This window comes from Halohasta litchfieldiae, assembly GCF_002788215.1.
GTDB classification, from domain to species: Archaea; Halobacteriota; Halobacteria; order Halobacteriales; family Haloferacaceae; genus Halohasta; species Halohasta litchfieldiae.
Genome location: NZ_CP024845.1, coordinates 280,966 through 304,158, shown reverse-complemented (window position 1 = coordinate 304,158; position 23,193 = coordinate 280,966). Strand labels below are relative to the sequence as shown.

22 protein-coding genes and 1 other RNA gene are annotated in these 23,193 nt (G+C 60.9%); 9 read left to right on the top strand and 14 right to left on the bottom strand.

Translation table 11 applies throughout. The annotated features are described in order from the left end of the window. Window positions 1-229 precede the first annotated feature (229 nt). Window positions 230-1,063 carry a DUF4397 domain-containing protein gene (locus tag HALTADL_RS01550; RefSeq protein ID WP_089672264.1) on the top strand — a complete coding sequence of 278 codons (834 nt, stop codon included), beginning with the start codon at window positions 230-232 and terminating at the stop codon, window positions 1,061-1,063. A 30-nt stretch (window positions 1,064-1,093) separates the two neighbouring features. Here HALTADL_RS01550 and HALTADL_RS01545 read toward each other — a convergent pair whose 3' ends face one another. The 5 genes from HALTADL_RS01545 to HALTADL_RS01530 all read right to left on the bottom strand — a co-directional run bounded on the left by HALTADL_RS01545 (window position 1,094) and on the right by HALTADL_RS01530 (window position 3,733). Then, a complete protein-coding gene (locus tag HALTADL_RS01545; RefSeq protein WP_089672266.1) occupies window positions 1,094-2,071 on the bottom strand; it encodes a hydroxyacid dehydrogenase in 978 nt (325 codons plus the stop codon). 97 nt (window positions 2,072-2,168) lie between these two features. Next, window positions 2,169-2,309: a hypothetical protein gene (locus HALTADL_RS17525; protein WP_177171921.1), complete on the bottom strand. Its 141-nt coding sequence runs from the start codon at window positions 2,307-2,309 to the stop codon at window positions 2,169-2,171. 71 nt (window positions 2,310-2,380) lie between these two features. Continuing rightward, on the bottom strand, window positions 2,381-3,007 hold the full coding sequence (gene engB, locus HALTADL_RS01540; RefSeq protein ID WP_089672269.1) for a GTP-binding protein EngB: 627 nt from the start codon (window positions 3,005-3,007) through the stop codon (window positions 2,381-2,383). A 58-nt stretch (window positions 3,008-3,065) separates the two neighbouring features. Further along, a complete protein-coding gene (locus HALTADL_RS01535) occupies window positions 3,066-3,311 on the bottom strand; it encodes a MarR family transcriptional regulator (protein ID WP_089672271.1) in 246 nt (81 codons plus the stop codon). Next, window positions 3,311-3,733, bottom strand: coding sequence for an arsenate-mycothiol transferase ArsC (locus tag HALTADL_RS01530; RefSeq protein ID WP_089672273.1), 423 nt, complete (start codon window positions 3,731-3,733; stop codon window positions 3,311-3,313). Before HALTADL_RS01530 ends, HALTADL_RS01535 begins: the two co-directional genes overlap by 1 nt. 160 nt (window positions 3,734-3,893) lie before the next feature. Between HALTADL_RS01530 and HALTADL_RS01525 the strand changes: the two genes are divergently transcribed. Both HALTADL_RS01525 and HALTADL_RS01520 read left to right on the top strand, forming a co-directional pair. Next, window positions 3,894-4,595, top strand: coding sequence for a 5-formyltetrahydrofolate cyclo-ligase (locus HALTADL_RS01525; RefSeq protein WP_089672327.1), 702 nt, complete (start codon window positions 3,894-3,896; stop codon window positions 4,593-4,595). Window positions 4,596-4,684: 89 nt separating this feature from the next. Next, complete coding sequence (locus HALTADL_RS01520) at window positions 4,685-5,962, top strand: TIGR00341 family protein (RefSeq protein WP_089672276.1); 1,278 nt, start codon at window positions 4,685-4,687, stop codon at window positions 5,960-5,962. A 53-nt stretch (window positions 5,963-6,015) separates the two neighbouring features. On the opposite strand, the gene HALTADL_RS01515 is transcribed toward HALTADL_RS01520, so the two are convergent. The 3 genes from HALTADL_RS01515 to rnpB form a co-directional block, all read right to left on the bottom strand. Beyond that, window positions 6,016-6,765, bottom strand: coding sequence for a mechanosensitive ion channel family protein (locus tag HALTADL_RS01515; protein WP_089672278.1), 750 nt, complete (start codon window positions 6,763-6,765; stop codon window positions 6,016-6,018). Between the two features lie 332 nt (window positions 6,766-7,097). Further along, window positions 7,098-8,069, bottom strand: coding sequence for an NOG1 family protein (locus tag HALTADL_RS01510; RefSeq protein ID WP_089672279.1), 972 nt, complete (start codon window positions 8,067-8,069; stop codon window positions 7,098-7,100). Between the two features lie 73 nt (window positions 8,070-8,142). After that, an RNA gene (gene rnpB, locus HALTADL_RS01505) (RNase P RNA component) lies at window positions 8,143-8,613 on the bottom strand. 114 nt (window positions 8,614-8,727) lie between these two features. Here rnpB and HALTADL_RS01500 point away from each other — a divergent pair. Continuing rightward, window positions 8,728-9,330 (top strand): TIGR00296 family protein, encoded by a 603-nt coding sequence (locus HALTADL_RS01500; RefSeq protein WP_089672329.1) that lies wholly within the window; start codon window positions 8,728-8,730, stop codon window positions 9,328-9,330. On the opposite strand, the gene HALTADL_RS01495 is transcribed toward HALTADL_RS01500, so the two are convergent. The 4 genes from HALTADL_RS01495 to HALTADL_RS01480 all read right to left on the bottom strand — a co-directional run bounded on the left by HALTADL_RS01495 (window position 9,327) and on the right by HALTADL_RS01480 (window position 14,808). Beyond that, on the bottom strand, window positions 9,327-10,481 hold the full coding sequence (locus HALTADL_RS01495) for a nicotinate phosphoribosyltransferase (RefSeq protein ID WP_089672281.1): 1,155 nt from the start codon (window positions 10,479-10,481) through the stop codon (window positions 9,327-9,329). The two genes, HALTADL_RS01500 and HALTADL_RS01495, sit on opposite strands and share 4 nt — an antisense overlap. 45 nt (window positions 10,482-10,526) lie before the next feature. Beyond that, window positions 10,527-12,062, bottom strand: coding sequence for an Hvo_1808 family surface protein (locus tag HALTADL_RS01490; protein ID WP_089672283.1), 1,536 nt, complete (start codon window positions 12,060-12,062; stop codon window positions 10,527-10,529). A gap of 24 nt (window positions 12,063-12,086) precedes the next feature. Further along, a complete protein-coding gene (locus tag HALTADL_RS01485; RefSeq protein ID WP_089672285.1) occupies window positions 12,087-12,530 on the bottom strand; it encodes an acyl-CoA thioesterase in 444 nt (147 codons plus the stop codon). A gap of 172 nt (window positions 12,531-12,702) precedes the next feature. Continuing rightward, window positions 12,703-14,808: a hypothetical protein gene (locus HALTADL_RS01480; RefSeq protein ID WP_089672287.1), complete on the bottom strand. Its 2,106-nt coding sequence runs from the start codon at window positions 14,806-14,808 to the stop codon at window positions 12,703-12,705. A 720-nt stretch (window positions 14,809-15,528) separates the two neighbouring features. Here HALTADL_RS01480 and HALTADL_RS01475 point away from each other — a divergent pair. The 3 genes from HALTADL_RS01475 (at window position 15,529) to HALTADL_RS01465 (ending at window position 20,578) form a co-directional block, all read left to right on the top strand. Continuing rightward, the gene (locus tag HALTADL_RS01475) at window positions 15,529-16,191 is read left to right on the top strand and encodes a hypothetical protein (protein ID WP_143054134.1); all 663 of its coding nucleotides are present in this window, start codon (window positions 15,529-15,531) and stop codon (window positions 16,189-16,191) included. Window positions 16,192-16,348: 157 nt separating this feature from the next. Next, window positions 16,349-19,765: a beta strand repeat-containing protein gene (locus HALTADL_RS17115; RefSeq protein WP_089672291.1), complete on the top strand. Its 3,417-nt coding sequence runs from the start codon at window positions 16,349-16,351 to the stop codon at window positions 19,763-19,765. Window positions 19,766-19,774: 9 nt separating this feature from the next. Next, window positions 19,775-20,578 carry a PGF-pre-PGF domain-containing protein gene (locus HALTADL_RS01465; protein ID WP_089672293.1) on the top strand — a complete coding sequence of 268 codons (804 nt, stop codon included), beginning with the start codon at window positions 19,775-19,777 and terminating at the stop codon, window positions 20,576-20,578. A 25-nt stretch (window positions 20,579-20,603) separates the two neighbouring features. On the opposite strand, the gene azf is transcribed toward HALTADL_RS01465, so the two are convergent. Beyond that, window positions 20,604-21,407 (bottom strand): NAD-dependent glucose-6-phosphate dehydrogenase Azf, encoded by an 804-nt coding sequence (gene azf, locus HALTADL_RS01460; RefSeq protein ID WP_089672296.1) that lies wholly within the window; start codon window positions 21,405-21,407, stop codon window positions 20,604-20,606. Between the two features lie 130 nt (window positions 21,408-21,537). Here azf and HALTADL_RS01455 point away from each other — a divergent pair, with 130 nt between their 5' ends. After that, entirely contained in the window at window positions 21,538-21,879 is a 342-nt protein-coding gene (locus tag HALTADL_RS01455; protein WP_089672298.1) for a dihydroneopterin aldolase family protein, read from the top strand. A gap of 83 nt (window positions 21,880-21,962) precedes the next feature. Beyond that, window positions 21,963-22,439, top strand: coding sequence for a DUF5790 family protein (locus HALTADL_RS01450; protein ID WP_089672301.1), 477 nt, complete (start codon window positions 21,963-21,965; stop codon window positions 22,437-22,439). A gap of 6 nt (window positions 22,440-22,445) precedes the next feature. Here HALTADL_RS01450 and HALTADL_RS01445 read toward each other — a convergent pair whose 3' ends face one another. Then, a complete protein-coding gene (locus HALTADL_RS01445) occupies window positions 22,446-23,180 on the bottom strand; it encodes a creatininase family protein (RefSeq protein ID WP_089672303.1) in 735 nt (244 codons plus the stop codon). Window positions 23,181-23,193 lie beyond the last annotated feature (13 nt).

The window sequence follows — 23,193 nt, the reverse complement described above, 5'->3', positions numbered from 1 at the left end:
CCCCTCCGAGCCCTTTGTGACGAGGACTTACCCTGAGCCACCAACTACTTTCCACACAGAGGTTCTATATACACGATCCGGAGTGCTTCATGACGAGGCCGGTCGACTACCGTAGCGACCCACCAGAGACCGCTTCTTTCATAGGTCCCAACACACACCCGCCGATGAGAGTCAGTAACACACGGAAAAGACGTTACAGTTCCACGGGGAGAACTTGTTGCTGATTAGCATGCCACGCTCACAACGCAGAGCGGTTCTCAGAGCGGTCGGGTCAGTAGCAGTACTTGGAAACCTCACTGGCTATACCCAACAGAACGGCACTGAAACAGCCGCACAGGACGACCAGCCGCCAGCAGCGTCCGACGAATCCGCCGTGTACCGTGTCGTGCATGCCGCACCGGCTGCACCGGATATCGACGTCTACGTCGACGACAGCAGTAGCGTCACGGATATGAACTTCGGTGATGTGAGTCCGTATTTCACTGTTGAGCCGGGAGAGTACCGAATGGAGGTCACTGAGGAAAACGACCGGGAGCAACAGTTAGCTGCCGAGGAGATCACAGCGACCGCCGGCAGTGTCACGACTGTTGTGGTCTACACTGAGACGACCGGCACGAACAGCACGGTCGCGGTCGACCGGCTCGAAGACGACCTCAGCCAGCCGGCTGACGGAACAGCCCGCGTCCGGCTCTTTCATGCCTCGCCGGACGCGCCACCGATCAAGCTCCGTGTTACTGAATCACTCGGCCCCAATACGAACGGATCACCGCGCAGTGAGGCGCTGGGTTTCGGTGAGGCAGCATCCATCGAGCTGTCATCCGGCAGACAAACGCTCGGGGTCTTCCCGGCAGACCAACAGCAACCTCCCAACGGCACTGCTGAATCGGGAGGGGCGCTTGCAGAGAGGGACCTGTTGCTCCAGAACGGCGGCGTCTACTCGCTGTTTGCAGTTGGCAACCTCAACCCCACAACAGGCGTCGCTGAGGAGGATGACGAGGAGTTCGAGTTGGTAGCGGTCCAAGACGCCGTCGACGGGACACGCTCCAAGGGAGGCATCCAGTAACTCGCTCGCGAGACGTGAGCAACGCCTCGCTTATTGAGTAACTGCTCTATCGAGTGCTTCACGGTTGACCGTCGACTCCGGCAGGCCACCCTCGTAAACTGTCCGGATATTCGCTGCGGCCCCGCGGCTCATTCGCGCTAATGCGTCGTGTGTGACGCCGCCGACGTGGGGCGTGAGAAGCACGTCGTCACGATCCAGCAGTGGATTGGCTTCATCCGGTGGCTCCTGTTCGAAGTTGTCGAGTCCGGCTCCGCCGATGACGCCCGCATCGAGTGCGTCGAGGAGTGCCCCCTCGTCGACGATGCCACCGCGGGCCGTGTTGAGGAGAATCCCCGTCTCACCGAGGGCCTCGAATTCGGCCGTCGAGACGGCGTGTCGCGTGCCGTCGACCAGCGGCACGTGAATGCTGACGGCATCCGAGCGGGCGAACAACTCGGTGAGGTCCGCAACTTGCTCGATGCCGGCCGGAACATCGTCGGCCGAAACGTACGGATCGTAGACGATGACGTCTTGACCGATGCCGCGGGCGATTGTGGCAGTCTCTTGGGCGATTGCACCGAACCCCATCAGTCCGAGGCTGTTGCCCTGTAGCTCGTGGCCGGTGTAGGCGGCCCGATCCCAGCCACCGTCGCGAACGTGGCGGTCCGCAGCTGCGAGGTTTCGTTGGACGCCGAACTGCAACGCGATAGCGTGTTCGGCCACCGACCGGGAGTTGACACCCGGCGTGTTGCAGACGACGATCCCGTTCTGCGAGGCCGCGTCGATGTCGACGTTATCCAGCCCGCTGCCGTGTTTGGCGATCACCTTGAGGTTCTCGGCGCGGTCGATGACCGCGGCGTCGAGTTCGGCAACCCTGACGATCACGGCGTCATATGTTGCAATATCATCGAGGGCAGCGTCGACGCTGTCGTACTCGTCCATCCCGGTACACTCCGCGAAGTCGCTGATCGACGATGGCCCTTCGGGGTCGATCTGAGGCGGCAGTAGTATCTGCCACGGTTCGGACATAGCATGCTGTTTCAAACAGAGGGTCAAAAGGGAACCTAAAACAGTCTGCTCGCTGCAGAGACACGTTTTCAATTGGACGCCAAACAGCGCAGTGATTTCACGTCTTCATCATAACGAGAATCCCAACTACGAGCAGTCCTACCCCCCACCACAGCGAGTCACCGGGAAGCGCCTTCAACATGAGCGTGACGATACCTGAGCTGATCAGCGACCAGCCTGCGGTCGTGTTGCGAGCCATACACCCGGTCGTGTCGCCACGCCCTTCAGAATCAGTACCGTCACGGTCGACTGAGTATCAGTAGTCGGTGCCTACTTTTTGACGAACTGGAGGAGATCGTCGCGCTTGGCCTCGTGGAGGTGATGTGAGAGCGCCTCGCGGAGCGAGTTGATCCGACCCTTTTTCGCGGTGATTGGCGCTATCGTATCGTCCTGCCACTGCTGCCACGGCGGAAAGAGACCGAGCCGATCACAGAGGTCGTTGAGCCGCTGGTCTTTGTCGTCGACTTTGTCCATCTTATTGACCGCGACGACGACCGGAATATCAAGCTCTTCGAGGAAATGGAACATCTCGACGTCGTGGGGGATGTTCCCGCGCTCGCTGTGGCGGTCGATGATATCGATCACGCTCTTGCCGTCGACCACGAGCACGGCTGCCAGAATCCCCTCGGCGTTGTCCTCCAGATAATGGACGATATCGGTCTGGATCGTCTCTTGGTGTTCGCCTTCGACGCCGGACATGAAGCCGAAGCCGGGGAGGTCGGTAAACATGAAGCTCTCGCCCGACCAGTCGAAATGGTTGGGTTTGCGTGTGACGCCGGGTTTCTTGCCTGTCGGCACTGCGTGGCCGGTTAGCTCCCGCATAATCGTCGACTTACCGACGTTCGACCGGCCGACGAGAACGATCTCGTTGTCGCGGGCGGGGCGATCTTCGAACATACAGTCGGTAGGGTGGTCAGCGGGTAAACGGCTTGCGTGTGACCGGTGTCTCTGCTACTCAGCAGTGACACGTGATCGGTTCGTAGCGCTTCCGGCGAGCGTCGGTCGGATCGGGTGATTCAGTCACGACTCCACAGTCGACAAGCTTCGACACCGACCGCTGGATCGTCTCGCGGTTGAGTCCCGTCTCTTGGACAAGAGCCGACTGTGTCCGTCCACCCTCGTGGCAGAGCACGGTGTACAGCAGTTTCGCGCTGGCGGTTGTCTCGGCCACGCAGGCGCGACCGTCGGTTGCGGTGGACATCACTGAGTCGCCAGCAGTTCCTCGAACAGCGCGTCGACGCGGCGTTCGATATCGTCACGGATCGCCCGGACGCTATCGAGTCCCTGTCCATCGGGATCGTCGAGATCCCAGTCGCGGCTCTCGCCGTTCCACGCCGCGGGACAGACGCCCTCGGCCGAACAGCCCATCGTAATCACGAGATCCATCGCCCGCAGATCGTCGGGGGTGACTTCCTTCGGAACGCGATCCGAGAGGTCGACCCCCTTTTCTTTCATCACCTCGACGACTTCAGGGTGAACATGGTCGGCAGGGTCGGTGCCGCCAGTAACGATCTCGATGTCGTCTTCAGCGCCGTGTTCGGCGCGAGCCAGTTCGGCGAAGGCGGTTGCCATCTGACTTCGACCGGCGTTTTGGACACAGACGAACGCAATCTTTGTCGACATAGCTTGATTTCGGGTGGGTGCCTCTTTGCTATTCCGCTCAGAGATTATATACTGCTCAATAGCTCTCGGTAGGCAGTGGCTACTAGCCAGTGAGGCCGCCTTGATGAACGAAACGGCAGTCGACAGACACCGTTTTCGGCGAGCCAACCAGTCACTCAATATGACCAAAGATGACCTCCGCGAGCGAATCTGGGACCATCTCGAAACCGAGGGGATAGCTCGGTTTCCGTTCCCACCCCATGGCCGGATTCCGAACTTCGAAAACGCCCGCGAGGCCGCCGACCGGCTGGCCGACACCGAGGCGTGGAAGCAGGCAGACACGCTCAAATGCAATCCGGATGCGCCACAGCTTCCGGTCCGTCGACGGGCGCTCCGCGACGGGAAAACCGTCTACATGGCGGTGCCGCGGCTCCGCGACGAGAAGCCGTTTCTCCGACTTGCCCCCGACGAGGTCGACGACATCGACGACGCAACAACGGTTTCTGGCAGTTCGAAACACGGCGTTCCGGTCGACCCCGAGGAAATGCCCCACATCGATCTCATCATCGCCGGGAGCGTCGCGGTCGACGAGACAGGTGGCCGCGTCGGCAAAGGCGAAGGGTACAGCGACTTGGAGTTCGCCGTCTTGCGGGGATTCGACCGCGTCGACCAGTCGACCACGGTTGCGACGACCGTCCATGACTGCCAACTCGTCGACGAAATCGAGACGGATCGTCACGACGTGCCGCTGGATCTGATCGTGACGCCGACCCAGACCATCGACACCGAGTCGAGTGGGCGTCGACCCGAGGGACTCTACTGGGAGGATCTCGACAGCGAGACAATCGAGGCCATTCCAGTGTTAGGTCGACTGCAACCCTAGCCTGCTAGGCGATTCGTTTTTGATCGCTAGAGGATCACCAAATCGAGGCTGTACTGAGTTCTTTAGTCGACCGCATGGAGGGATGAGTCGTGCGACTCGTTCAGGTGCGGGTTCCGGCTGGGAGCCAACAGAACGTGACCGAGACCCTCGACGATGCCAACGTCGACTACGTCGTGACCGACGAAATCAGCAGCCGCGAGTTTAGCGCCATCGTTACCTTTCCACTCCCGACCAACGCGGTCGAGTCCGTCCTCGCGGATTTGCGTGAGGTCGGGATCGACGAGGGGACCTATACTGTCGTTGTGGAGGCTGAAACGGTTATCTCCCATCATTTCGACGAACTCACCGAGGAGTACAAAGAGAAGGAATCGGGCGAAAACAAGATCGCCCGCGAGGAGATCCAGACCGACGCGAAGAATCTGGTCTCTGGGACGCAGACCTATCTGACGATGACGGTCATCAGCTCAGTGGTCGCAACGGCTGGGCTATTGTTGGATTCGGCAGCGACCGTCGTCGGCTCGATGGTGATCGCGCCGCTGATCGGCCCCGCGCTTGCGGCCAGCGTCGGCACGGTGGTCGACGACCACGCATTGTTCGTGCGGGGAGTCAGACTCCAGATCACCGGAATGATGGTGGCAGTCGGCAGTGCAGCCGTCTTTGCGGCTGTCCTCCGCTTTGGAAATCTCGTCCCACCAGGGCTTGATCCACTGACTATCGGCGAGGTCCGCGAGCGACTTGCCCCGAACATCCTCGCGCTTGCGATTGCACTCGGTTCGGGGGTCGCGGGGATTCTCAGCCTCATGACCGGTGTCTCGGTCTCACTCGTCGGCGTGATGATCGCCGTCGCGCTGATCCCGCCAGCGGCCGCCATGGGTATCGGTATCGCCTACGGGATTCCATCGCTGACGCTGGGCTCTGGCGTGTTCGTCCTCGTCAACGTGTTGTCGATCAATCTCGCAGCACTGCTCGTCCTGTGGTACTCCGGCTACCGTCCCGAAGCATGGTTCCGCGTCTCCGACGTCCGTAGCGCGGTGTTCAAACGTATCGTGATCCTCGTTGTCTCTATTCTGATCCTCTCGCTGTTTCTGGGTGGGATCACCTACGATTCCTACACCACATCCGTCGAAGAACAGGCCGTCGAAAACGCGGTTGCCGACGTGCTCTCCGAGCCACGCTACGATACCACACGAGTCGACGAGATAACCGTGAGCCGTACTGACGGGATCCTCTTCAGCCAAGTCGACCACGTGGTTGTCAGGATCTCAGTGCCGACGGGCCACCCCCTCCCAGCGATTGCCGAACCGATCCAAGATGCAGTCCTCGAAGCACTGGGCCACGAGGTCTCGGTCGAAGTGCAGTTCGTCTAGGTCGAAACAGCCGCTTAAAAATCGGCGTTTGGGGGGGACTGAATCAAGGTCGGTTAGTCGTCGTCGGCCGTCGACCCCTCGGGGCCCGACTGTCGGTTGCCGTAGGCTGGAGCAGCCTCACGAGCAGAGCCCATCCAGCGAGCGATATTCTCTTCGACGTACTCCCGACCGCCGAGTCCGATTGCGACACCAGCGCCGATGGCGATGGCGGCGGCGATTCCCCATGCCAGCGCGCGAGCGAAGATGTACAGAATCCCGACGTCGATGCCCATCGTGTCGAGGCCGATGACGATGGCCATGAAGTAGAGGAACAGCTTCGTTCCGGCGGAAAACGCCCCTGCGTAGGCGCTTTGGGTTGCTGCTTGGGTTCGTTTGATCGCATCGCCGAGGAAGTCGGCGACGACGAAGCCGAAGACGATCACTAACAGGCCAGCGATGAACGCCGGCAGATAGGAGACCGCGGTTGCGACCCACGTCGACAGCGTCTCGATGGCCAGCGCGTTGGCGGCCGCCAGCACGGCGATTGCGTAGACGAACCACGCCGCAAGCGTGCCGAAGGCGTTCGACACGGACTGTTCGGTCCCACCCAACATCTCGCCAAGCGGAGTGCTGAGGACAGCCTGATCGAGTTCGACCGCATCGGCCAGTCGACCGACGACTTTGGCCACAGCCCGGCCGACGATCCACCCGACCAGCAGAATAACAATCGCACCGATCAGCCGCGGGACGAACGCGAGCGTCGTCGCAATCGTCTCTTGGAGCCACGATGGAACCGTCTGTGCAACCGTCACCGTACTCGTCATCGGCGGTCACCTCCGATATTGATTGCACGACTGAGCTGTTCGTCGTGAACTGCGCGGGTGACTGGGGTGTGTATCTCGAACATGTGAATCACGGCAAGCTACCTTGTCGACCTGCGTATTTTGTTAGCACGTGATTTGAGATACCGCGTGGAGTGAGTGTCAACAAAGCAGGAGCCTGAATCGTCGTTCTGCACAGAGGCTTTTGGGACTGTCAGTGATTCGCTACCAGACACATCCAACAGTTACCATCAAGCGGTCTCTCAGGGGGATTCCGACCGAGAGCAAGTAAGCACAGCTTGTCTGTTGGGTCGCGTGACGAGCGTCCCAACAGGTTACTCGCCGCGGGAGGGGAGTTCGGGCTCGAAGTCGACCGCGTCGATGGCGAGATCGAGTACCTCGTCTACACCCTCGTTGTTTTTGACACTCATGTACGCGTCTGCTTCGACAGCGGTCGACTGGTCGCTCTTATTGCAGATCGTCAACACGGGAATATCACGGTCTTCGAACCGAGCAGCCACCGAGTCGCGAAGCTCCAACTGGACGTCAAGGGGGTAGCCACAGTTACCGGAGGCGTCGACGAAGAACAGAACCGTGTCTGCGAGATGCTCGATTGCGCCAGCGGCCTGTCGCTCGATATCGTTTCGCTCGTCTTCGGGGCGGTCAAGCAACCCCGGTGTGTCGATAAGCTGATACCGGATGTGGTCGCGTTCGACGTGACCGATCTGGACGTCTCTCGTGGTGAAGGGGTATTCAGCGATTTCGTTCGAGGCACGGGTGACGTGGTTGACGAACGAGGATTTACCGACGTTCGGGTAGCCGGCGATAACGATGGCTGGCTCGTCGGGTCGGATGTCGGGGAGGTTCTTCAGGGCATCGCGGGCCTGACCGATTGCCAACAGCTCGTTGGAGATCTGCTCCATAATGTCCGCGATCCGTGCAAACGCCTGCTTGCGATGTTTGCGGGCGACTTCGGGGTCGGTTTTGCGGAGCTTCGGCTGATACTCCCGGCCGAGGTCTTCGATCTGTCGACTCGCCCACGTTACTTTCGACAGCGACTGTCGGAGTTCGTCGACGTCGACGATGGCGTCGGCCAGTTCGTAATAAAAGGGATCGATGTATTCGAAATCCGGCCACGCTTTGACAACGTTCTCCAGATTGTCGGAGGTGATGTTAACCGCAATCGTCAGCATCGACTGCTGGGCTTCGAGGCCGCCTTTGGCCTTGCCCGAGCGAGCGGCCCGTGAAAAGGCCTTGTCGATGAGTTCCTCCGACCGAGGTGTCGTCGGAAGGTTCTCGAAAATCATATCCCGTAGTTAGATGCCGGGTACCTAAAAGCGCGTCCGTTTGGCGGTGCGGTCGCTCCTGCTGGAAAAACTGGGCTGAGAGGAGTAAGCCCCCTTCTGTTTCGACCCGACATTCGGCTGAGCGTCCGTCGTCGTGTTCGGACTACCTCGACGGTCGACCATCCACCTGCTGCGGACGGGGACCGACCGTCTGACGCGGACTTGCACCGGTGAGGATTCACCGTTCCATCCGTTCCTGCCCGTCAATATTATAATCATGGTGCTACGCACCACGCTCCCTCTGCGGGTTAACTCCCTTCCCTTACGGGTTGGTTCGCTCGCTCGCGGCGAGGCCGCGGGCGACGTCGGCCACCAGCGGCGGCCGCACGCGCTTCATTGGTCGGGGCAGGTGGTCTCGTTTCTGTTTCAGAGCCAGTCGTCTCCGACTCCGGGCTTGTGCCCGGTCACCTGTCCGAACGGTGGGGGGACTTTCCTCATGGCCGACGAAACTGCTCCGAACTGGAGTCAGTGTGCGCCGGGCCACGGGAATCGGGCTCTCTCTACCCTGTTAGTCTATGGCTACGGCTCAGATAAGACGTTCGGTCAGCCGAAGGCACTCCCTAACTCTGTTCCAAACAAATGGGAAGAATTCAAGTCATTGCTCTTCTTGTATATTGTTATGTCCGAGGCACAGACCGTTCAGCTGAGTTATGATGACGGCGCACGAGCAGTCGAACTCGCACGAGAAGCAGTCGAATCGTATGTCCTCCATGGACAGCGAGAGCATCCCGGCAGTATGCGGGATGCCTTCTATGCGAGAACCGGAGCGTTCGTCCGCATTCAGTCGACACGCGGACGAGGACGACTTCGGGGCTGTGCGGGAGCCTATCACGGCTCGGATCAGCTCGGTCACGCAATCGTCGACGCCGCCATTCAGGCCTCGTCGGCCGACTCGGCGGGATCGGAGATCGGCTCCAAGGAGTTGGACGATCTCTCGATTTCGGTCTGTGTCGTCAGCAATACCCTTCTCACGAACGATCCGCTGGAGGATCTGGAACTCGGAACCCACGGCGTTGCGATCGATCAGGGCGACAAACACGCGTGGCTCTACCCCACACTGCCGGTCGAGCAGAACTGGAGCAAAGAAAAGTATCTCTCCTTGGTCTGCAAAAAGGCCGGTATCTCGCCGGTCGCATGGCAGGACGACGACACCATGATTACGCTGTTTGAGGGACAGGTCTACCGCGAGCGACCTGACGGCGGCAGCGTCGAATCGCTTTAGAAGTCGACCAACGACGCATCTCGTGCGGCCCGTTCGATAGCAGTCTCAAGTGAGTAGTCGAAACTGTCGATGACGGATCCGTTCCGGATGAGTGGCTCCAGCAGTGCTTCGCTGTCGGGAGGTGCCTCAGTACCACGGAGACCGATATGGTGTTCGCCGTCGGCGGTTCTGTAGGCTGCTTTGATCCCTGAGAGTTTGCCACGTTTCGACACTGGTTCATTGTCAATGGCGACGATATCAAGGGCGAAATCGACTGGCTCGGCGTTCGAAATGTAGCTTCCGACACCGAAGCCGTCAGCGATATCTCGGAGTTCGCGCAGTTGTTGTGGTCCCAGCCCGCCGCTGAGAAAGATGTCGACGTCTTCGCGGCCGCGGGCATCGAGTTCCCACCGCACCTCGCGGATGATGTGGCGGAAATCACCACGCCGGGAGCCGGTGGTGTCGATCCGGACGCCATCGAGTCGGTCGCCGAGGGCCTCGGCGGCGCGGATCACTTCGTCTTTCTCGTCGCTGAAGGTGTCACAGAGCGCGATCCGGGGGACATCCTCGGGAACGCTCTCGTCGAAGGCTTGCCACGCATCCTCTTGATGGCCGTTGCCGAAACAGATGATCAGCGCGTGGGGCATCGTTCCACTGGCCTCCCGGCCGATCACGTCGCCTGCGGCCACGTGTGAAAACCCATCGACACCGCCCAACAGTGCGCTTCGCTCGACGACCGCCGCAATCGAGGGATGGACGTGGCGCGCGCCAAACGAGAGCACCGAGGAGTCAGGGGCGGCGCGTCGAGCCTCTAGGGCGGCGGTCGCAATACCGGAGGCATGCGAGAGCAGTCCGAGCAGGGAGGTTTCGAGGCGGGCGAATTCGAGATACGGTCCTTCGATGCGGAGCACGGGGCCGCCGTCGAACAGTCGACCCGGCGGGATCGCGTCGACGTCGAGATCATGGCCCGACAGCAGGGCGGCGGCGTCTTTGATACCCGCCAAGAGTTCGAACTCGCCGTCGGGGAACTGGTCGGCAGTTACCTCGGCGGCGACGTGTGGGTTTTTGTCAGCGGCTCGGAGCGTCGACTCGGTTCGCTCGAAGTAGGCGTCGGTTGCCCGCCCCTCTCGGATCGCTTCAGGCGAGACGATATCGAACGGGAGATCGGTCATACGCGGTGTTGGTGTGGCCGTCTCAAAAAGAGGTGGGCTGTCGGTTCAGTCGAGTCGACCCGCGATCACGACCGCGAGCAGTGCAGCCACCGCGGCCGCCACGCCGAAGCCGGGAACATCATCTTGGAACAGTCGTGACCCATCGTCGACGACCGGCGTCGGCTCAAGAGATGGCCGGAGTTCGAACAGCCCTGCCTCGGTGGGTGCGTGGACGATTGTGACGCGCGTCCCGTCGACCTCAACGCCATAGGTCCCGCTAAAGGAGCCGTTCGAGACGACGTAGGCTCCGGAATCGGTTTCGGCGGCGTCGTGGGCTGTCAGAATCTCGCCGTAGGCCTCTGCGAACTCGGTGGCATCCGCGGTGGAGTCCCATTCGAGGCTCCAGACGTAGCCGTCGTCGTCGCCGCGTTTGTAGGGGTAGAGTTCGTCACCAGCCCATCCCTCGGAGGGCTCGGAGACGTAGTCGTACCGGTCGTAGGGCTGGTCGGTGTTGGTGAACGACTGAGGGTCGATGGTATCAGCGCCGTACTCGCGGGCCTGATACCAGAACATGACGTAGATCGAGGCCTCGCCGGTTACCTCCGCGCCGCCGCCCTGCTCGGGGTAGCGTTCCCAACCGTCGGTCGACTCGTCGGGCACGTCGAGCGACGGAGCGTTCATGGGTTGCTGGTGGATGATTTCGGTGGTCGTCGTCGGTGGTGATTCGATGTGCTCGCTGACGCCCTCCCAGCCGTCCGTTTCTCTGATCTCGTGGATGTAGGCCGGGCCATCGGAATACGGCTGGAGCAGGAGAAACAGGACGCCCGGATTGCTGGTCGACTCACCGCTCCCGCCACTGCTGCCACCGGACGCTTGGGTGGTGTCGAAACAGTCCCACTGGCCGCTGGAACAGCGTTCGCTGTACAGCGAGCCGAGATAGGCAGCCTCACCCTCGACAGCGCCGTCGACCGCGAGGTCGCGGTCTTGGGTCACACCGCGATAGGTAGGTTCTGACAGGTCATGATACTGGTCCTGCATCGCGTGGCCGAGTTCGTGCAGCAGCGTCTGTTCGTTGACTGTCGGCGAGTCGGGCGTCGACGAGACGATGACGATTCGGTTTTCGCTCGGGACGTAGAAGCCGCTGACTGCCTCACCGATGGTGCCGTCGATGGCGGCGGCCGACCGCTGGTCGTCGCCGATGATGAACAGCCCTTTCCAGACCCCATCGTTCCAGCGCTCGAACGTCTCGTCGGTGCTGGTGTTGGTGACGAGGTTGTCCTCGCGGAACTCCGCGCGGCTCTGGACCTCGACTGGGACCTCGGAGTCGAACTTCTGGCCGCGGAGTTGCTCGACTCTGGCCATCGTTCGGTCGACCAGTATGTCGAGTTCGTCGTCAGTGAGGTCCGTCGCCTCGTCGAACGGGAGGTCGTCGTCGTAGCAGATCCCGTCGACACAGCCGACCGGCGCGCTCTGGTCGAGTTGGGGCTGAGACGTCGATAGCGTCCCAGATGTGGCTGTCGACGGCTCGGCGGCCACAGCCGCCGATCCGACCCCGGCAGTGAGGAGCAACAGCGAACAGAGGAGGGCAGTGAGACGAGTCATTGGAACAGTTCAGGGCCCGAGAGACTACTCGTTTTCGACCCATTCGAGGGCGTCGGATTGGAGATCGGCATCGAGTTCAGAGTCGACGGTCAGTTCCGGAACTTCCGTCGGCTTCCCGTCATCGCCCAGCGCGACGAAGACGAACACGCTCTCGGTCGTGAGGGTTCGCTCGCCGGATCGGGGCTGCTCGCGGAACGCCCGGAGTCGAACTTTGATACTCGTCTCGCCGTGGTCGAAGACGTAGGCTTGGATGAAGGCCGTATCGCCCTGTGGGATCGGTCGACGGAAGTTCATCTGGTCGATGCTCGCGGTCACACAGGTCTCGCCCGCAAATCGCATTGCCGCCATCGCGCCGACCTCGTCCATCCACTTCATGACGATTCCCCCGTGGGCCGTCTCGTAGTTGTTGGTGTGGTTGGGCTGGACGCGATGGCGGTTTTCGATAAACGTCTCTTCGACGGTTGGCATGCTGGGTGTGAGGGACTCCGGAATTAAAAGGGGCCCGTCGACCCGATGGAAACCGTCTTTTGTAGTTCACCCATTGAGTCGACTGGCCGATGACGAACGCACCGCTCTGAGACGGGGTGGCTCCTGTCGACGATGAGCCCTATGAGTGCCGAGGCTTTTTAAAACTGGATAGCTACGGACTGAGTTCCGTGTCGGCCGCCGATTCGGCGCGGTCGATCAGCGCTTGGAACCGCGGTTCGAGCGCTGCCACGGCGGCATCGCTGTAGGCCCGCTGGTCCTCGCTCGACAAAATTTCGAGGGCCTCCATCAGCAGCGAACTGACGGTCGACAGCTGTCGATCCGCCGTTCGACCATCGCCACGCTCGGCAGCCGTAGCTGCGGCGGCCGCCTCCTCCTGAGCGCGTGAGAGTCGATTGAGAATCTCGTTTTCCTCGCCATCTGCAAGACTGCGTGCCAACTCGCGTCCACCGCGGAGTTCGTCGACGAGCGTGGTTATAAGCGACTGCTTGCCGGTGTCGATGCCCTCGCGGATCGTATTGCCCTCCTCGTCGAAACTGTCGGGACCGACCCGGTAGGCACCCAGTCGACCATCCGTATCTTCGATTTCGACCGTATAGCGCCCGGCACGGTGGACCGCCACCGCAAACCGGTCGTCTTCGGCCGGTCGACCGTCGTAGACGACGCCAGCGTAGTCCTCGACCACGCGGATGTGAGCGATGCCATTGGTCTCTCGGCCATCGCCGCGAATCCACCCGGCGTCCTCGGTAGCGATCAGCGTCAACTCGCCGCCTGCTCCAGCCTGAAACAGCCCGCCCTCGTGGACAAAGCGCTGTGCGAGTGGGGCGAAGCCGGGACCGTTAACGACCAACTGATGCTCGCCGGAGTCGACGTGCAGGAGGCCAAAGACGCCATTTCGTGTCACCGTCGCCTCTGGATCGCTGGCCAGCCGGACGGCGACCTCGGTCGGGAGATCGTAGAGCGAGACGTCGACCAGTCCGTCGAGGGCCTCGCGGGGCGCCGCTGGGACGCCATTGAGGGCTCCATCAGAACCCGATCCGAGATACCGAACGCTACCGACGACGCGATTGAGAAGTCCTGCGGGGCGTTCGCCATCGATTCGCTGCCGGTGGGCGGGATCGGTGACATCGGCAAGCGGGTCGGTATAGCGTGGCTGTTCCCACGGGATGCCGACCGAGGTGATATGGCTGGCGTACAGCTCCTCGGCGAAGCCGGGTATCGCGAACTCGAAGCCCAACTGTGGGCCGACAAAGTCGTCGACCGTCTCCCGAACGCTTGCCATCGGCAGGAGGCGGTAGGTCGCATCCGACTCGGTCGGGCTGTCCGATGAGGTAATCACGAGCCCCGGCTCGCGGAGCGGGAGGTCGGTCGGCGGTCGCGGCAAGCCGCGCCAGGAGTCGACGGTAACGCGTTCATCGATGAAATCCTCGCGGTCGACCGACAGCGAGGGGTGCTGGTCAAGTCGGTAGCCGTCGAGTTCCGGCATCACGAACGGGAGTCGCGCGCCCTCGTCGCGGGGAAGCCCGTAGGCGAACGGCGTCGACAGCGACTGCGAGATATCGAGGAGGTCGTTGGTCACGTCCGAACGCCAGTCGTCGGTCGGAAGGCGCTCGAAACTCGGGAGTCGGTCGTTGAGTTCGCTGGCGCTCGAATGGGAACCGACCTCGGCGAGAATCGCGGGCCGGCGGTCGCCCGAGAGATCGGGATCGAGGAACTCGTTGTTGGGGCTCGCCCGCGAGTGGGCACTCGCCGACAGGAGAAGCGGTGTGCCGGTCTCGCGGTCGACAAAGACCTGCAGGAGTTCCCAGTCGTGCCAGTGGAAGTTCACGGTGAACTGATCGAACACCGAGTACATCCAGTACTGGATCGCGTCGACGCCCTCGGCGGCCTCGACGACACGGTAAAATACCACTGGGTCAGGTGGGGTTCCGGCGTTGTTGAACGCCGTCGTATACCCGTTGAGTGCGGTGTAGCCGTCGACGACCGAGCCACCGACCGTCTCGATGGCGTACTGTTGGGGATCGGTCGGGAACCATTTTTCGAGAGCTCCGAAGTAGAGATCCGGCGCGTGGCGGGCGACCAGTTCGGGCACCGACTCGGGGATCGCCTCCGGCGGTGCCGGGGCTGGGTCCGACGGCGCGTCGGGTTGTGAGAGCGTCCACGCCCCGGCGATACCTGTTCCGCCGAGTGCCGCGAGCGCCGCGTAGGTGAGGACGCGCCGTCGACTGTCCTCGGGTTGGTCGTCTCCCGATTTGTTCATCCCTAACATAGTTATTCTGAGACTGATAGGTGAGAGGAGTATAACTATCTTCTCTCCGAATCAGTTTGAGTGCGCATACAAGTAGCATGGACGTTGGGTTCGACGGATCAGATTCTTTCGAAACTGTGTGGAAACATCCGGCGTTTGTCGGAGGTCAACATCAATGAACACCGCCTACAGTGAGGCAGATCGGAAACAGTGTGAACCGATTTTCGTTAAATTTCAATAGTGATATTTTGAAGAGAGGATATTAGACATTTGATTTTAGATTGTACATAAATATTGGATAGTCCCGTTAAGGATCACTAAATCCAATTTTATCACAGACCACACATGTCAGTTAATATATCAAATAACCGAATCATAATTTTTGGTGTGCTGTTTGTTATTGTCTTAAGCGGTTGTGTGATCCCGTTCGTGGCCGCATCAAGCCACAGTGTAACGTATTTCTCCGTTACGGAGGACAAAATCGGTGCGGGCGATTCGTTTGATTACCTTCTTGACAATGACCAAACAGCATACGTCGTTATTGATGTTGATGGTGATGGAAACTATTCTGATGGGGATTTAAAAGATGAAGTGACAAATTTCGGGGAAGGTACGTTTCCTAGTAGCAAAACAGAGTTCTTGGATGGAAAAAACGACACGTACGATGTGTATGCTATCGAAACTAACTCACTTTCCGAAAATGACTCACTACCAACCGAATTTAAACAATCATTGATAGTTGATGGCACCACACCCTTCATTACCAATCCCAATCTCACGAACCCAGTCGACCAAGACCTCAACATCTCATTTAATTCGAGCGAGCAACTCGAAAGCGCGACCGTCGAACTCACACGCTCGTCGACGACGGTTGAAACATACACCAAATCGGATCTCGATACCCAAACCGTCGACGGCAGCTACCAGTACAACACGACCTACACCGGCAGTAGCGACGGTGACTACACGGTTGAGATCACGAAAGCCGAGGACGCGGTCGGCAACGACGCCGCCGGCAATCAGACGGAGGGACTGAGCGATTCGGTGACCGTTGAAACCACCCCGGTGGAAATCACCTCGGTCGAGGCCGAAGTTGGCAGCAATACGGTCAAGGTGACGTTCAACGAATCGGTCGTCAACAGCACCGACGAGGGACTGTCCCCAGAGGACCTGAGTTACACAAACGAAAGCGGTGATGGTGCGGGAACAATCACCGCCATCGACCACACCGCCGAATCCGATACGGCAACAGTCACGCTCGACGCCGCAGTGTCACGGACCGGTCTCGGTAACGACACCATCGCACCGGTCGACGGCCGGGTAACCGACAGGTTCGACAATCCAGCCCTACGCAGTCAAGCTACGGGATACTATCAAACCGGCAGCACCCACTGACCTCACCGCCGAACGGATCAACGCGACTACCGCAGGCGCATACAATCTAACGGTCCAACTCGAATCCGACCACGAAGCCGGGACCGTCAAAGTCGACCTCTCGAACGGTGGGACGGTAACAGCAAGCCAGTACGTCGATGCAGGCGGGAGCACGGACGTGGTGTTCGAAAATCTCGATGTCTCCGGGCTTTCGGATGGAGACGTCCCCGTCGACGCGTCGCTCACCGACGACGGCGATAACACGGCGATAAGCGGTATCGGGACCATCCAGAAAGATACGAATCCGCCGGGCGTCTCGGACGCTGGGATCACGAACGCCTCAATCGGTACGTTCGACGCCGGCGTCGAACAGACGGTGACGGTGAATTTCAACGACTCGATGGACACGACCGTCGACCCGAACGTGACTATTGAAGGGACCAATCTCAACCGGAGCTACAATGTCACCAAGCAGAGTTTCACTGGTAGCACATGGACGGGGACGGTGACCATCGTCGACGACAACGAGCAGGCGACCGCGAGGATCAACGTCTCCGAGGCTGCCGATTCGTTCGGTAACGTCATGACCGCCGACGACTCGAACAGCTTCGAGGTCGACACCCGCGGGCCACCCAAACCAGAGTCGACGACGGCGACAAACATCTCGCTGGCAAACGGGAACGTCAACGATTACGCAGTCACGGTCGGCCTCGTCGACGAGTCAGCCGAGAAGGTCCAAGTCAAACTGGAAGACGAGAACGGCAATATCGTCACCAAAAACGAGACGGTCGGGAGCACGACGGTGACGGTCTCCGGCATCGATACCGAACTGCTCGCAGAGGGCGAGATCAGCGTTACCGCCCGCGCGTTTGTCGGCGAGTACGACAACAGCGAGGGGTTCACTGCCGAAACGCTGGTCACGAAAGACACCATCCAGCCGAACGTGTCGGTTGTCTCGGTGCCGACGCTGATCGATGACTCACAGACCGGCACCAACCAATCGGTGACAGTCGAGTTTGACGAGCCGATGAACCAGAGCGTCGACCTGAACGTGACCATCGAGGGGCTCAACCGGAGCTACGATGTCAGTGGGAGCTTCGACAGCGGGACGGAGTGGACTGGTACTTTCAGACCGATAGACAACAACGAGGAGGCCACGGCGACAGTCTCGGTCGACGAGGGCCAAGACAAACTCGGCAACAGTATGACCGAAAACACCTCGACCACCTTCGAGGTCGACACGGTTACGCCCACAATCACCGATTTCAACGCCTCACACACTGGAAATCAGGATATCAACGTCTCGTTCAACGCGAGTCAGCCGCTGTCGACCGTCGATGTCAGCTTCACCAATAGTCCGGAGAATCCGACGCTCTCACTCAGCGATTTCGACAGCGAATCAGTCGACGGAGTGGAGGTGTACACCGCGACCGAAAGCGTCGGGAGCGATGGGGACTACACAGCAACACTGCAGACGGCCGCCGACGGTGCTGGCAACGACGGCGCGGCCAGCGAGACTGACTCGGTGACGGTCGACACGACCGCGCCGACGTTCAGCGGCTTCGATCCCGCAGTCGGCTCGATCACCGCCGACAACGAGTCGACGATCAATCTGACCATCACGGACACTACCACGAGCGTCGACAACGAGAGTCTCGACATCACGGTCACTGACGCCGACGGCACGGTCGTCCAGAACGCGACCGACTCGGATGCAGGGGTCTCCTACACCGGAACGACACTCAGTCTCGATCCGGCTGCGCTCACCGCTGACGGCACGTTCGCCGACGGTGACGTCGAGGTGATAGTCATCGCAACCGACACTGAAGCCAACCAGAACACGATCAGTTACAATGTTACCGTCGACACGGTGGCTCCGGCGGTCACCGTCGAGGACCCTGACGGCGATGATCTGTTCCGCGGTGGTGAGATAGTGGCGATCAACTGGACGGCGACCGACGTGGTCGACGTTGCAACCGATAGCATCACTATCGAGTACACCACCGGCGGGTCGAACTGGGAGACAGTCGAGAGCGCAACCGCAAATGACGACCCCTACTCGTGGACTGTCCCGAACGAGGATTCCGAAACCGTCCGCGTTCGGATCAATGCTACCGACACCGCCGGCAACGTCGGTTCGAATACGAGCGAGACGTTCACAGTCGACTCCACGTCGCCGACGATCAGCGATTTCAGCGCGGCGAACCCGACCGGCCAAATGCTGACGGTGTCGTTCAACGCAAGCGAACAACTCGGCTCGGTCGCGGTCGACATCCCGAACGCGAGCACGACGCTCTCGCTGAGCGATCTCACTGAAACCGACTCCGGCAGCAACTACGAGTACAACGCGACAGTGACAGTCAACGCCGACGGGATCTACGAGCCGACGCTCACCAGCGCGGTCGACCTCGCTGGCAACGACGGGGCGGGCAGTGAATCCGCCTCGGTCAGCGTCGACACGACGCCACCGGCGCTGTCGAACCTCTCGGTGACGAACCCGACTGCACAAGAGCTCTCGATCAGCTTCGACACCGACGAATCCGTGTCGACCGCCGAGATCAACGTCTCGGGGGCGGTCAACGAAACGCTCGACCGGAGCGATTTCACCGAAACCGCTTCCCAGAACGGGCTGTTCAGCTACGACCGAACGACGACCTCGAACACCGACGGCACCTACACCGTGACGGCGGTGACGGTCGCCGACGGGGCTGGCAATGATGGCGCGAGCAACGAGTCGGTAACGAACACAATCGACACGACCGCGCCGACGATCTCGAACGTCTCGGTGACGAACCCAACCGGTCGACAGGTCCGACTCGCCTTCGAGAGTTCCGAGTCGCTTTCGAGTGCGACGGTCGCGATTTCAGGAGCCGAAAACGCGACACTGGTCGTCAGCAACCCGACCGCAGTTGGTGGCGTCTACGAGATTGAGTACACCGGGAGCACCGACGGGAGCTACACCGCAACGCTCACCGCCGCCACTGACGACGCCGAAAACGACGGCGCAAGCGACGAAACCGGAAGCGTGGCCGTCTCGGTCGACGATCCGGTAATCTCCAACACCGACGTCTCGAATCCAAGCGGCCAAACCGTCGACATCGCTTTCGACAGTTCGACAGTCCTCTCGACGCTCAATGTCACGATCAGCGGCCCCGAGTCGGCCACACTCAACGAGTCGAACTTCAGCCAGTCGGGGAGCCGGTACACCGCGAGCTACGACGCCGGAACCGACGGCAGCTACACGGCGAATCTCACCGAGGCAGTCGACACCAACGGTGACAATAAAACCGATATCGAACTCGGATCAGTGACCGTCGACACCAGCGGTGGCGGTGGTGACGGCGGCGATGGCGGCGATGGCGGAGATGGCGGTGGAGACGGCGGAGGCGGCGGAGGCGGCGGTGCTGTCTCCAGCAGTTCCTCATCGAGCCCGTCAACGAAAGTGACTGTAACCGAAGACAGTTCGGGGTCGACGAACATCATCGTCCAAAACCCCTCCTCGGACCGCGTCGACGTGCCGCTCGGCAACAGCAGCCGAAGCGAGTCGCTGACCCTCCGTTCGCTCGGGCTTTCGAGTCGGGTGCAGTCGGACTAAACGCTCAGTGTGGCCGTCGACTCCGATGGCTTCGATGACACACCGGCGTTCGAGGGCCGAGCAGTCGGCTTCACGCGTGTCGACCACGGCTCGGCGGCGGGCGACACCGAAGCGGGTGACGAGGCGAGTGAGGCCGACGCGGCGGGCGAGGATTCCGAGGTCGCTTCGGCGACCTTCGAGTTCACCGTCTCGGCCAGTCGGCTCGACGAGATCGAAGTCGACGCCGACGACGCAACCGTCTACCGCCACCACGACGGCGCGTGGCAACCGCTCAAGACGGATGTCGTCGACCGAGACGCGGAGTCCTACCAGCTTCGCGCGGAGACACCCGGCTTCTCGATGTTCGCGGTCGGGCTCCAAGAGGCGGATCTGCTCTCGGTCAACGGAGCCAGCGCCACACGGTCGTCAGTCGACGTCGGAGCGCCGATTGCCGTCTCGGCGACTGTCGAAAACACTGGGCGCTGGAACGCGACTGGGTCTATCGAGTTGCTCGCCAACAACGCCACGACCGCCTCGGAGCCAGTGACAGTCGCGGCCGGTGACTCCGAGACGATTACGCTCGAAACCAGCTTCGACGAGGCCGGCGTCTACGAGCTGCGAATCGGGACGACCAACGCCGGGACGGTTGTCGTCGGCGATGGCGCGTCGACCGCTGGCGAGGGGTCGGCCGACCAAGGGTCGACTGACCGGGAGTCGACCGTCAGTGATGCCACCGGAGATGGAGAGTCACCACTCGGAGCGCTCTTCGTCGGAGTGGTCGTCACAGCGCTCGCCGGTATCGGGCTCTTATACCGGAAGCGGAATCTCGAATAGAACAGCGCAACCAGCAGGTGATTCGTTACTCGGTTTCGACGTCGGTCGACTCGTCTTTCGGCGTGCCGTCGAGATGATACTCCGCGGAGTTGTCCTGTGGATCGTAGCCCAAAATATCGCGGGTCGGCTCGATGTCGTAGTATTTGCGATTGTTGTCGGAAATGCCGTAGACGATTTCAAAGCCGTAGTCGGCAGTGACACAGCAGTCGAACAGATGCGCACAGTCCGTGTAGGAGAGCCACATCGCTTGGCCGCGCTCGTAGTTTCGCGGCGGGTGAGATTCGGTCAGATTGCCGATCCGGACACAGACCACAGAAAGGCCGTGTTCGTCGTGGTAGTAGCGACCGAGCGTTTCGCCGGCGACCTTCGAGACGCCGTAGAGGTTGCTCGGTCGGGGGAGTTCGGTGCCGTCGAGTCGATAGTCATCGTGATCGCGGTAGATATCGGGTTTGCGCTCGTCCTCATAGAAGCCGACCGTGTGGTTCGAAGAGGCGAAGGCGACTTTGTCGACGCCGACCTCGACGGCGGCATCAAGGACGGTTTGGGTGCCGTCGATGTTGTTGCGCAGGACGCTCTCCCACGGGGCGTTGGGTCGTGGATCACCCGCAAGGTGGATGATGACCTCACAGCCTTCGGCCGCGTTTTTGACCGCCTGCTTGTCAGTCACGTCGGTGACGTACACATCGCTGTTATCAATGCCGTCCGGAAGCTTCCCTCGGGGGAGCGGTTCACGATCCAGCAGTCGCCAATCGTGAGCATCACCCAGATCCCGAAGGATGGCTTGCCCGACACGTCCGCCAGCCCCGGTCAGGAGGACAGATCTCGCCATTCATTCGGCAAAGCGTGTACGATGCCTAAGTATCGCGCGGTTCCGTCCCGTCAATCATGTGGTTGTGTCTCAGTGACAACTACGCACGGAGAGTCGACAGCCCTTAGGTGGCCTAGCCGAAGGATTGAATATGGTTACCGACGCCCAGCAGGCCTGTTTCGAGGCCGGAATCAAATTCGGCTCCCTCTACCACCAGTTCGCTGGCACCCCGGTCAGCCCCGATAGCACCCGCAGCCTCGAAGCCGCGATGGCCGAGGCCATCGAGAATCAGCCGTTCTGCGAGTCGGTCGACGTCGCAATCGACGACGAACTCGTCAGGGCGGCTATCGACCACGAAAACGGCTACACGGAGCTTACTGGGAGCCTAATGACCGTCGAGATGCGAATCGCCTACGAGGGCGTCACTGCTCGCACGCGGATGGATATGGAAGATGGCTACCCGCTGATGAAGCTCGTTTCGGTCGACGAGTAATACGCGGCCTCACCCGGCGAAAGGGGCAGTTTCACTTTCACTTTCGGGCGTGTTTTTATACCAACGGGAATCAATCACTATTTATGAGCCAAACCAGCTTCGATGACGACGACCTGTTCGGCGAGGCCGCCGAAGAGATGAGCGACGACGTCGAACAGCATCTCGCGGAGGCCCGCGCGGAACTGCCAACGCCTGATTCGATCTGGGAGACCAGCGCCGACAACGTGCTGGGCGTTCTCAACGGACTCAAATCCGCCCTCGACGTGGGCGAGGCCGCCGACCATCTCCGGCAGGCCAAAAAGTGGTTCACCCTCGGCTCGCGGGCGGATGCCTTCGAGAATCCAGAGGAGCTTCAAGCAGAGATCGAAACCGTCGAAGAGCTTCTTGAGACCGTCGACAGCGCCAGCGACGAAGTAAGCGAACTGACGGCCACGATTCCGGCCCTGCGCGGTGATCTCGCGGATGCCCACGAGGCTGCCGAGGCCGCCGACGCCGACAGTGAGGAGTCTGTCGACGCTGCCGAAACAGAGGCTACCGAGGAAGGCGAAAAAGCCGAGTAACGCTCACTACGGGGATCGATCCCGCACAGCGACAGCCCCCAACAGGTCACACAGCGCGTCGGCCGCGTCGTCGATCAATGCTTCGCCGAGTTCGGCGGTTCCCTCGGTTGGATCGCCAACAACCCCATTCTCGGTGAACTCCACCGAGTCGTGAGCCAGATTGACGCCCGCGACCCACTCGCCCCAGTGATCGCTTGCGCCCTCGCTGGCCGTGTCGATCTCGTCTTCGTTTATCAGATCCGGTCGAATATGCCGGAGAACCGCCGTCTCGCGCGGGCCGCCGTGGCCCATCGAGAGTTCGCTGTCGACGCTGTCGAACCACGTAAATGCGACCGCGTAGGCGTCATCGTGGCGGGAGATTTCGCCCGTGACTTCTCGGAGCGCGTCGGTGTTGCCGCCGTGACCATTGACGATCACCACACGATCAAATCCGTGGTGGGCGAGGCTCGCGACGGTTTCCCGGACATAGTCCCGGAAGGTGTCGGGCGAGACCCACAGCGTGCCGTCGAAGGCGGCGTGTTCCTCGGCGATGCCGACCGGGATGGTGGGTGTGATTGGGATGTCGACGCCAGTTTCGTTTTTGTACGCCTCAACGCCCGCCGTAGCGACACCTTCGGCAGTGAGCATGTCAGTTCCGAGCGGTGCGTGGGGGCCGTGTTGTTCGGTGCTACCGACCGGGACGACCGCGAGATCAGTGTCGAGATCACGGACTTCGGGCCACGCTACCTCCGAGAGGTGCATGTTGCGTGGTGGG

What these genes read in the sequence shown, in the direction of transcription:
- engB (WP_089672269.1), bottom strand. Translation starts at nt 3,007, where the DNA reads ATGTTCGAAGATCGCCCCGCCCGCGACAACGAGATCGTTCTCGTCGGC.
- HALTADL_RS01525 (WP_089672327.1), top strand. Translation starts at nt 3,894, where the DNA reads ATGACCAAAGATGACCTCCGCGAGCGAATCTGGGACCATCTCGAAACC.
- HALTADL_RS01530 (WP_089672273.1), bottom strand. Translation starts at nt 3,733, where the DNA reads ATGTCGACAAAGATTGCGTTCGTCTGTGTCCAAAACGCCGGTCGAAGT.
- HALTADL_RS01490 (WP_089672283.1), bottom strand. Translation starts at nt 12,062, where the DNA reads ATGACTCGTCTCACTGCCCTCCTCTGTTCGCTGTTGCTCCTCACTGCC.
- HALTADL_RS01535 (WP_089672271.1), bottom strand. Translation starts at nt 3,311, where the DNA reads ATGTCCACCGCAACCGACGGTCGCGCCTGCGTGGCCGAGACAACCGCC.
- HALTADL_RS01550 (WP_089672264.1), top strand. Translation starts at nt 230, where the DNA reads ATGCCACGCTCACAACGCAGAGCGGTTCTCAGAGCGGTCGGGTCAGTA.
- HALTADL_RS01485 (WP_089672285.1), bottom strand. Translation starts at nt 12,530, where the DNA reads ATGCCAACCGTCGAAGAGACGTTTATCGAAAACCGCCATCGCGTCCAG.
- HALTADL_RS01480 (WP_089672287.1), bottom strand. Translation starts at nt 14,808, where the DNA reads ATGAACAAATCGGGAGACGACCAACCCGAGGACAGTCGACGGCGCGTC.
- HALTADL_RS01455 (WP_089672298.1), top strand. Translation starts at nt 21,538, where the DNA reads ATGGTTACCGACGCCCAGCAGGCCTGTTTCGAGGCCGGAATCAAATTC.
- azf (WP_089672296.1), bottom strand. Translation starts at nt 21,407, where the DNA reads ATGGCGAGATCTGTCCTCCTGACCGGGGCTGGCGGACGTGTCGGGCAA.
- HALTADL_RS01445 (WP_089672303.1), bottom strand. Translation starts at nt 23,180, where the DNA reads ATGCACCTCTCGGAGGTAGCGTGGCCCGAAGTCCGTGATCTCGACACT.
- HALTADL_RS01500 (WP_089672329.1), top strand. Translation starts at nt 8,728, where the DNA reads ATGTCCGAGGCACAGACCGTTCAGCTGAGTTATGATGACGGCGCACGA.
- HALTADL_RS01510 (WP_089672279.1), bottom strand. Translation starts at nt 8,069, where the DNA reads ATGATTTTCGAGAACCTTCCGACGACACCTCGGTCGGAGGAACTCATC.
- HALTADL_RS01495 (WP_089672281.1), bottom strand. Translation starts at nt 10,481, where the DNA reads ATGACCGATCTCCCGTTCGATATCGTCTCGCCTGAAGCGATCCGAGAG.
- HALTADL_RS01545 (WP_089672266.1), bottom strand. Translation starts at nt 2,071, where the DNA reads ATGTCCGAACCGTGGCAGATACTACTGCCGCCTCAGATCGACCCCGAA.
- HALTADL_RS01515 (WP_089672278.1), bottom strand. Translation starts at nt 6,765, where the DNA reads ATGACGAGTACGGTGACGGTTGCACAGACGGTTCCATCGTGGCTCCAA.
- HALTADL_RS17525 (WP_177171921.1), bottom strand. Translation starts at nt 2,309, where the DNA reads ATGGCTCGCAACACGACCGCAGGCTGGTCGCTGATCAGCTCAGGTATC.
- HALTADL_RS01450 (WP_089672301.1), top strand. Translation starts at nt 21,963, where the DNA reads ATGAGCCAAACCAGCTTCGATGACGACGACCTGTTCGGCGAGGCCGCC.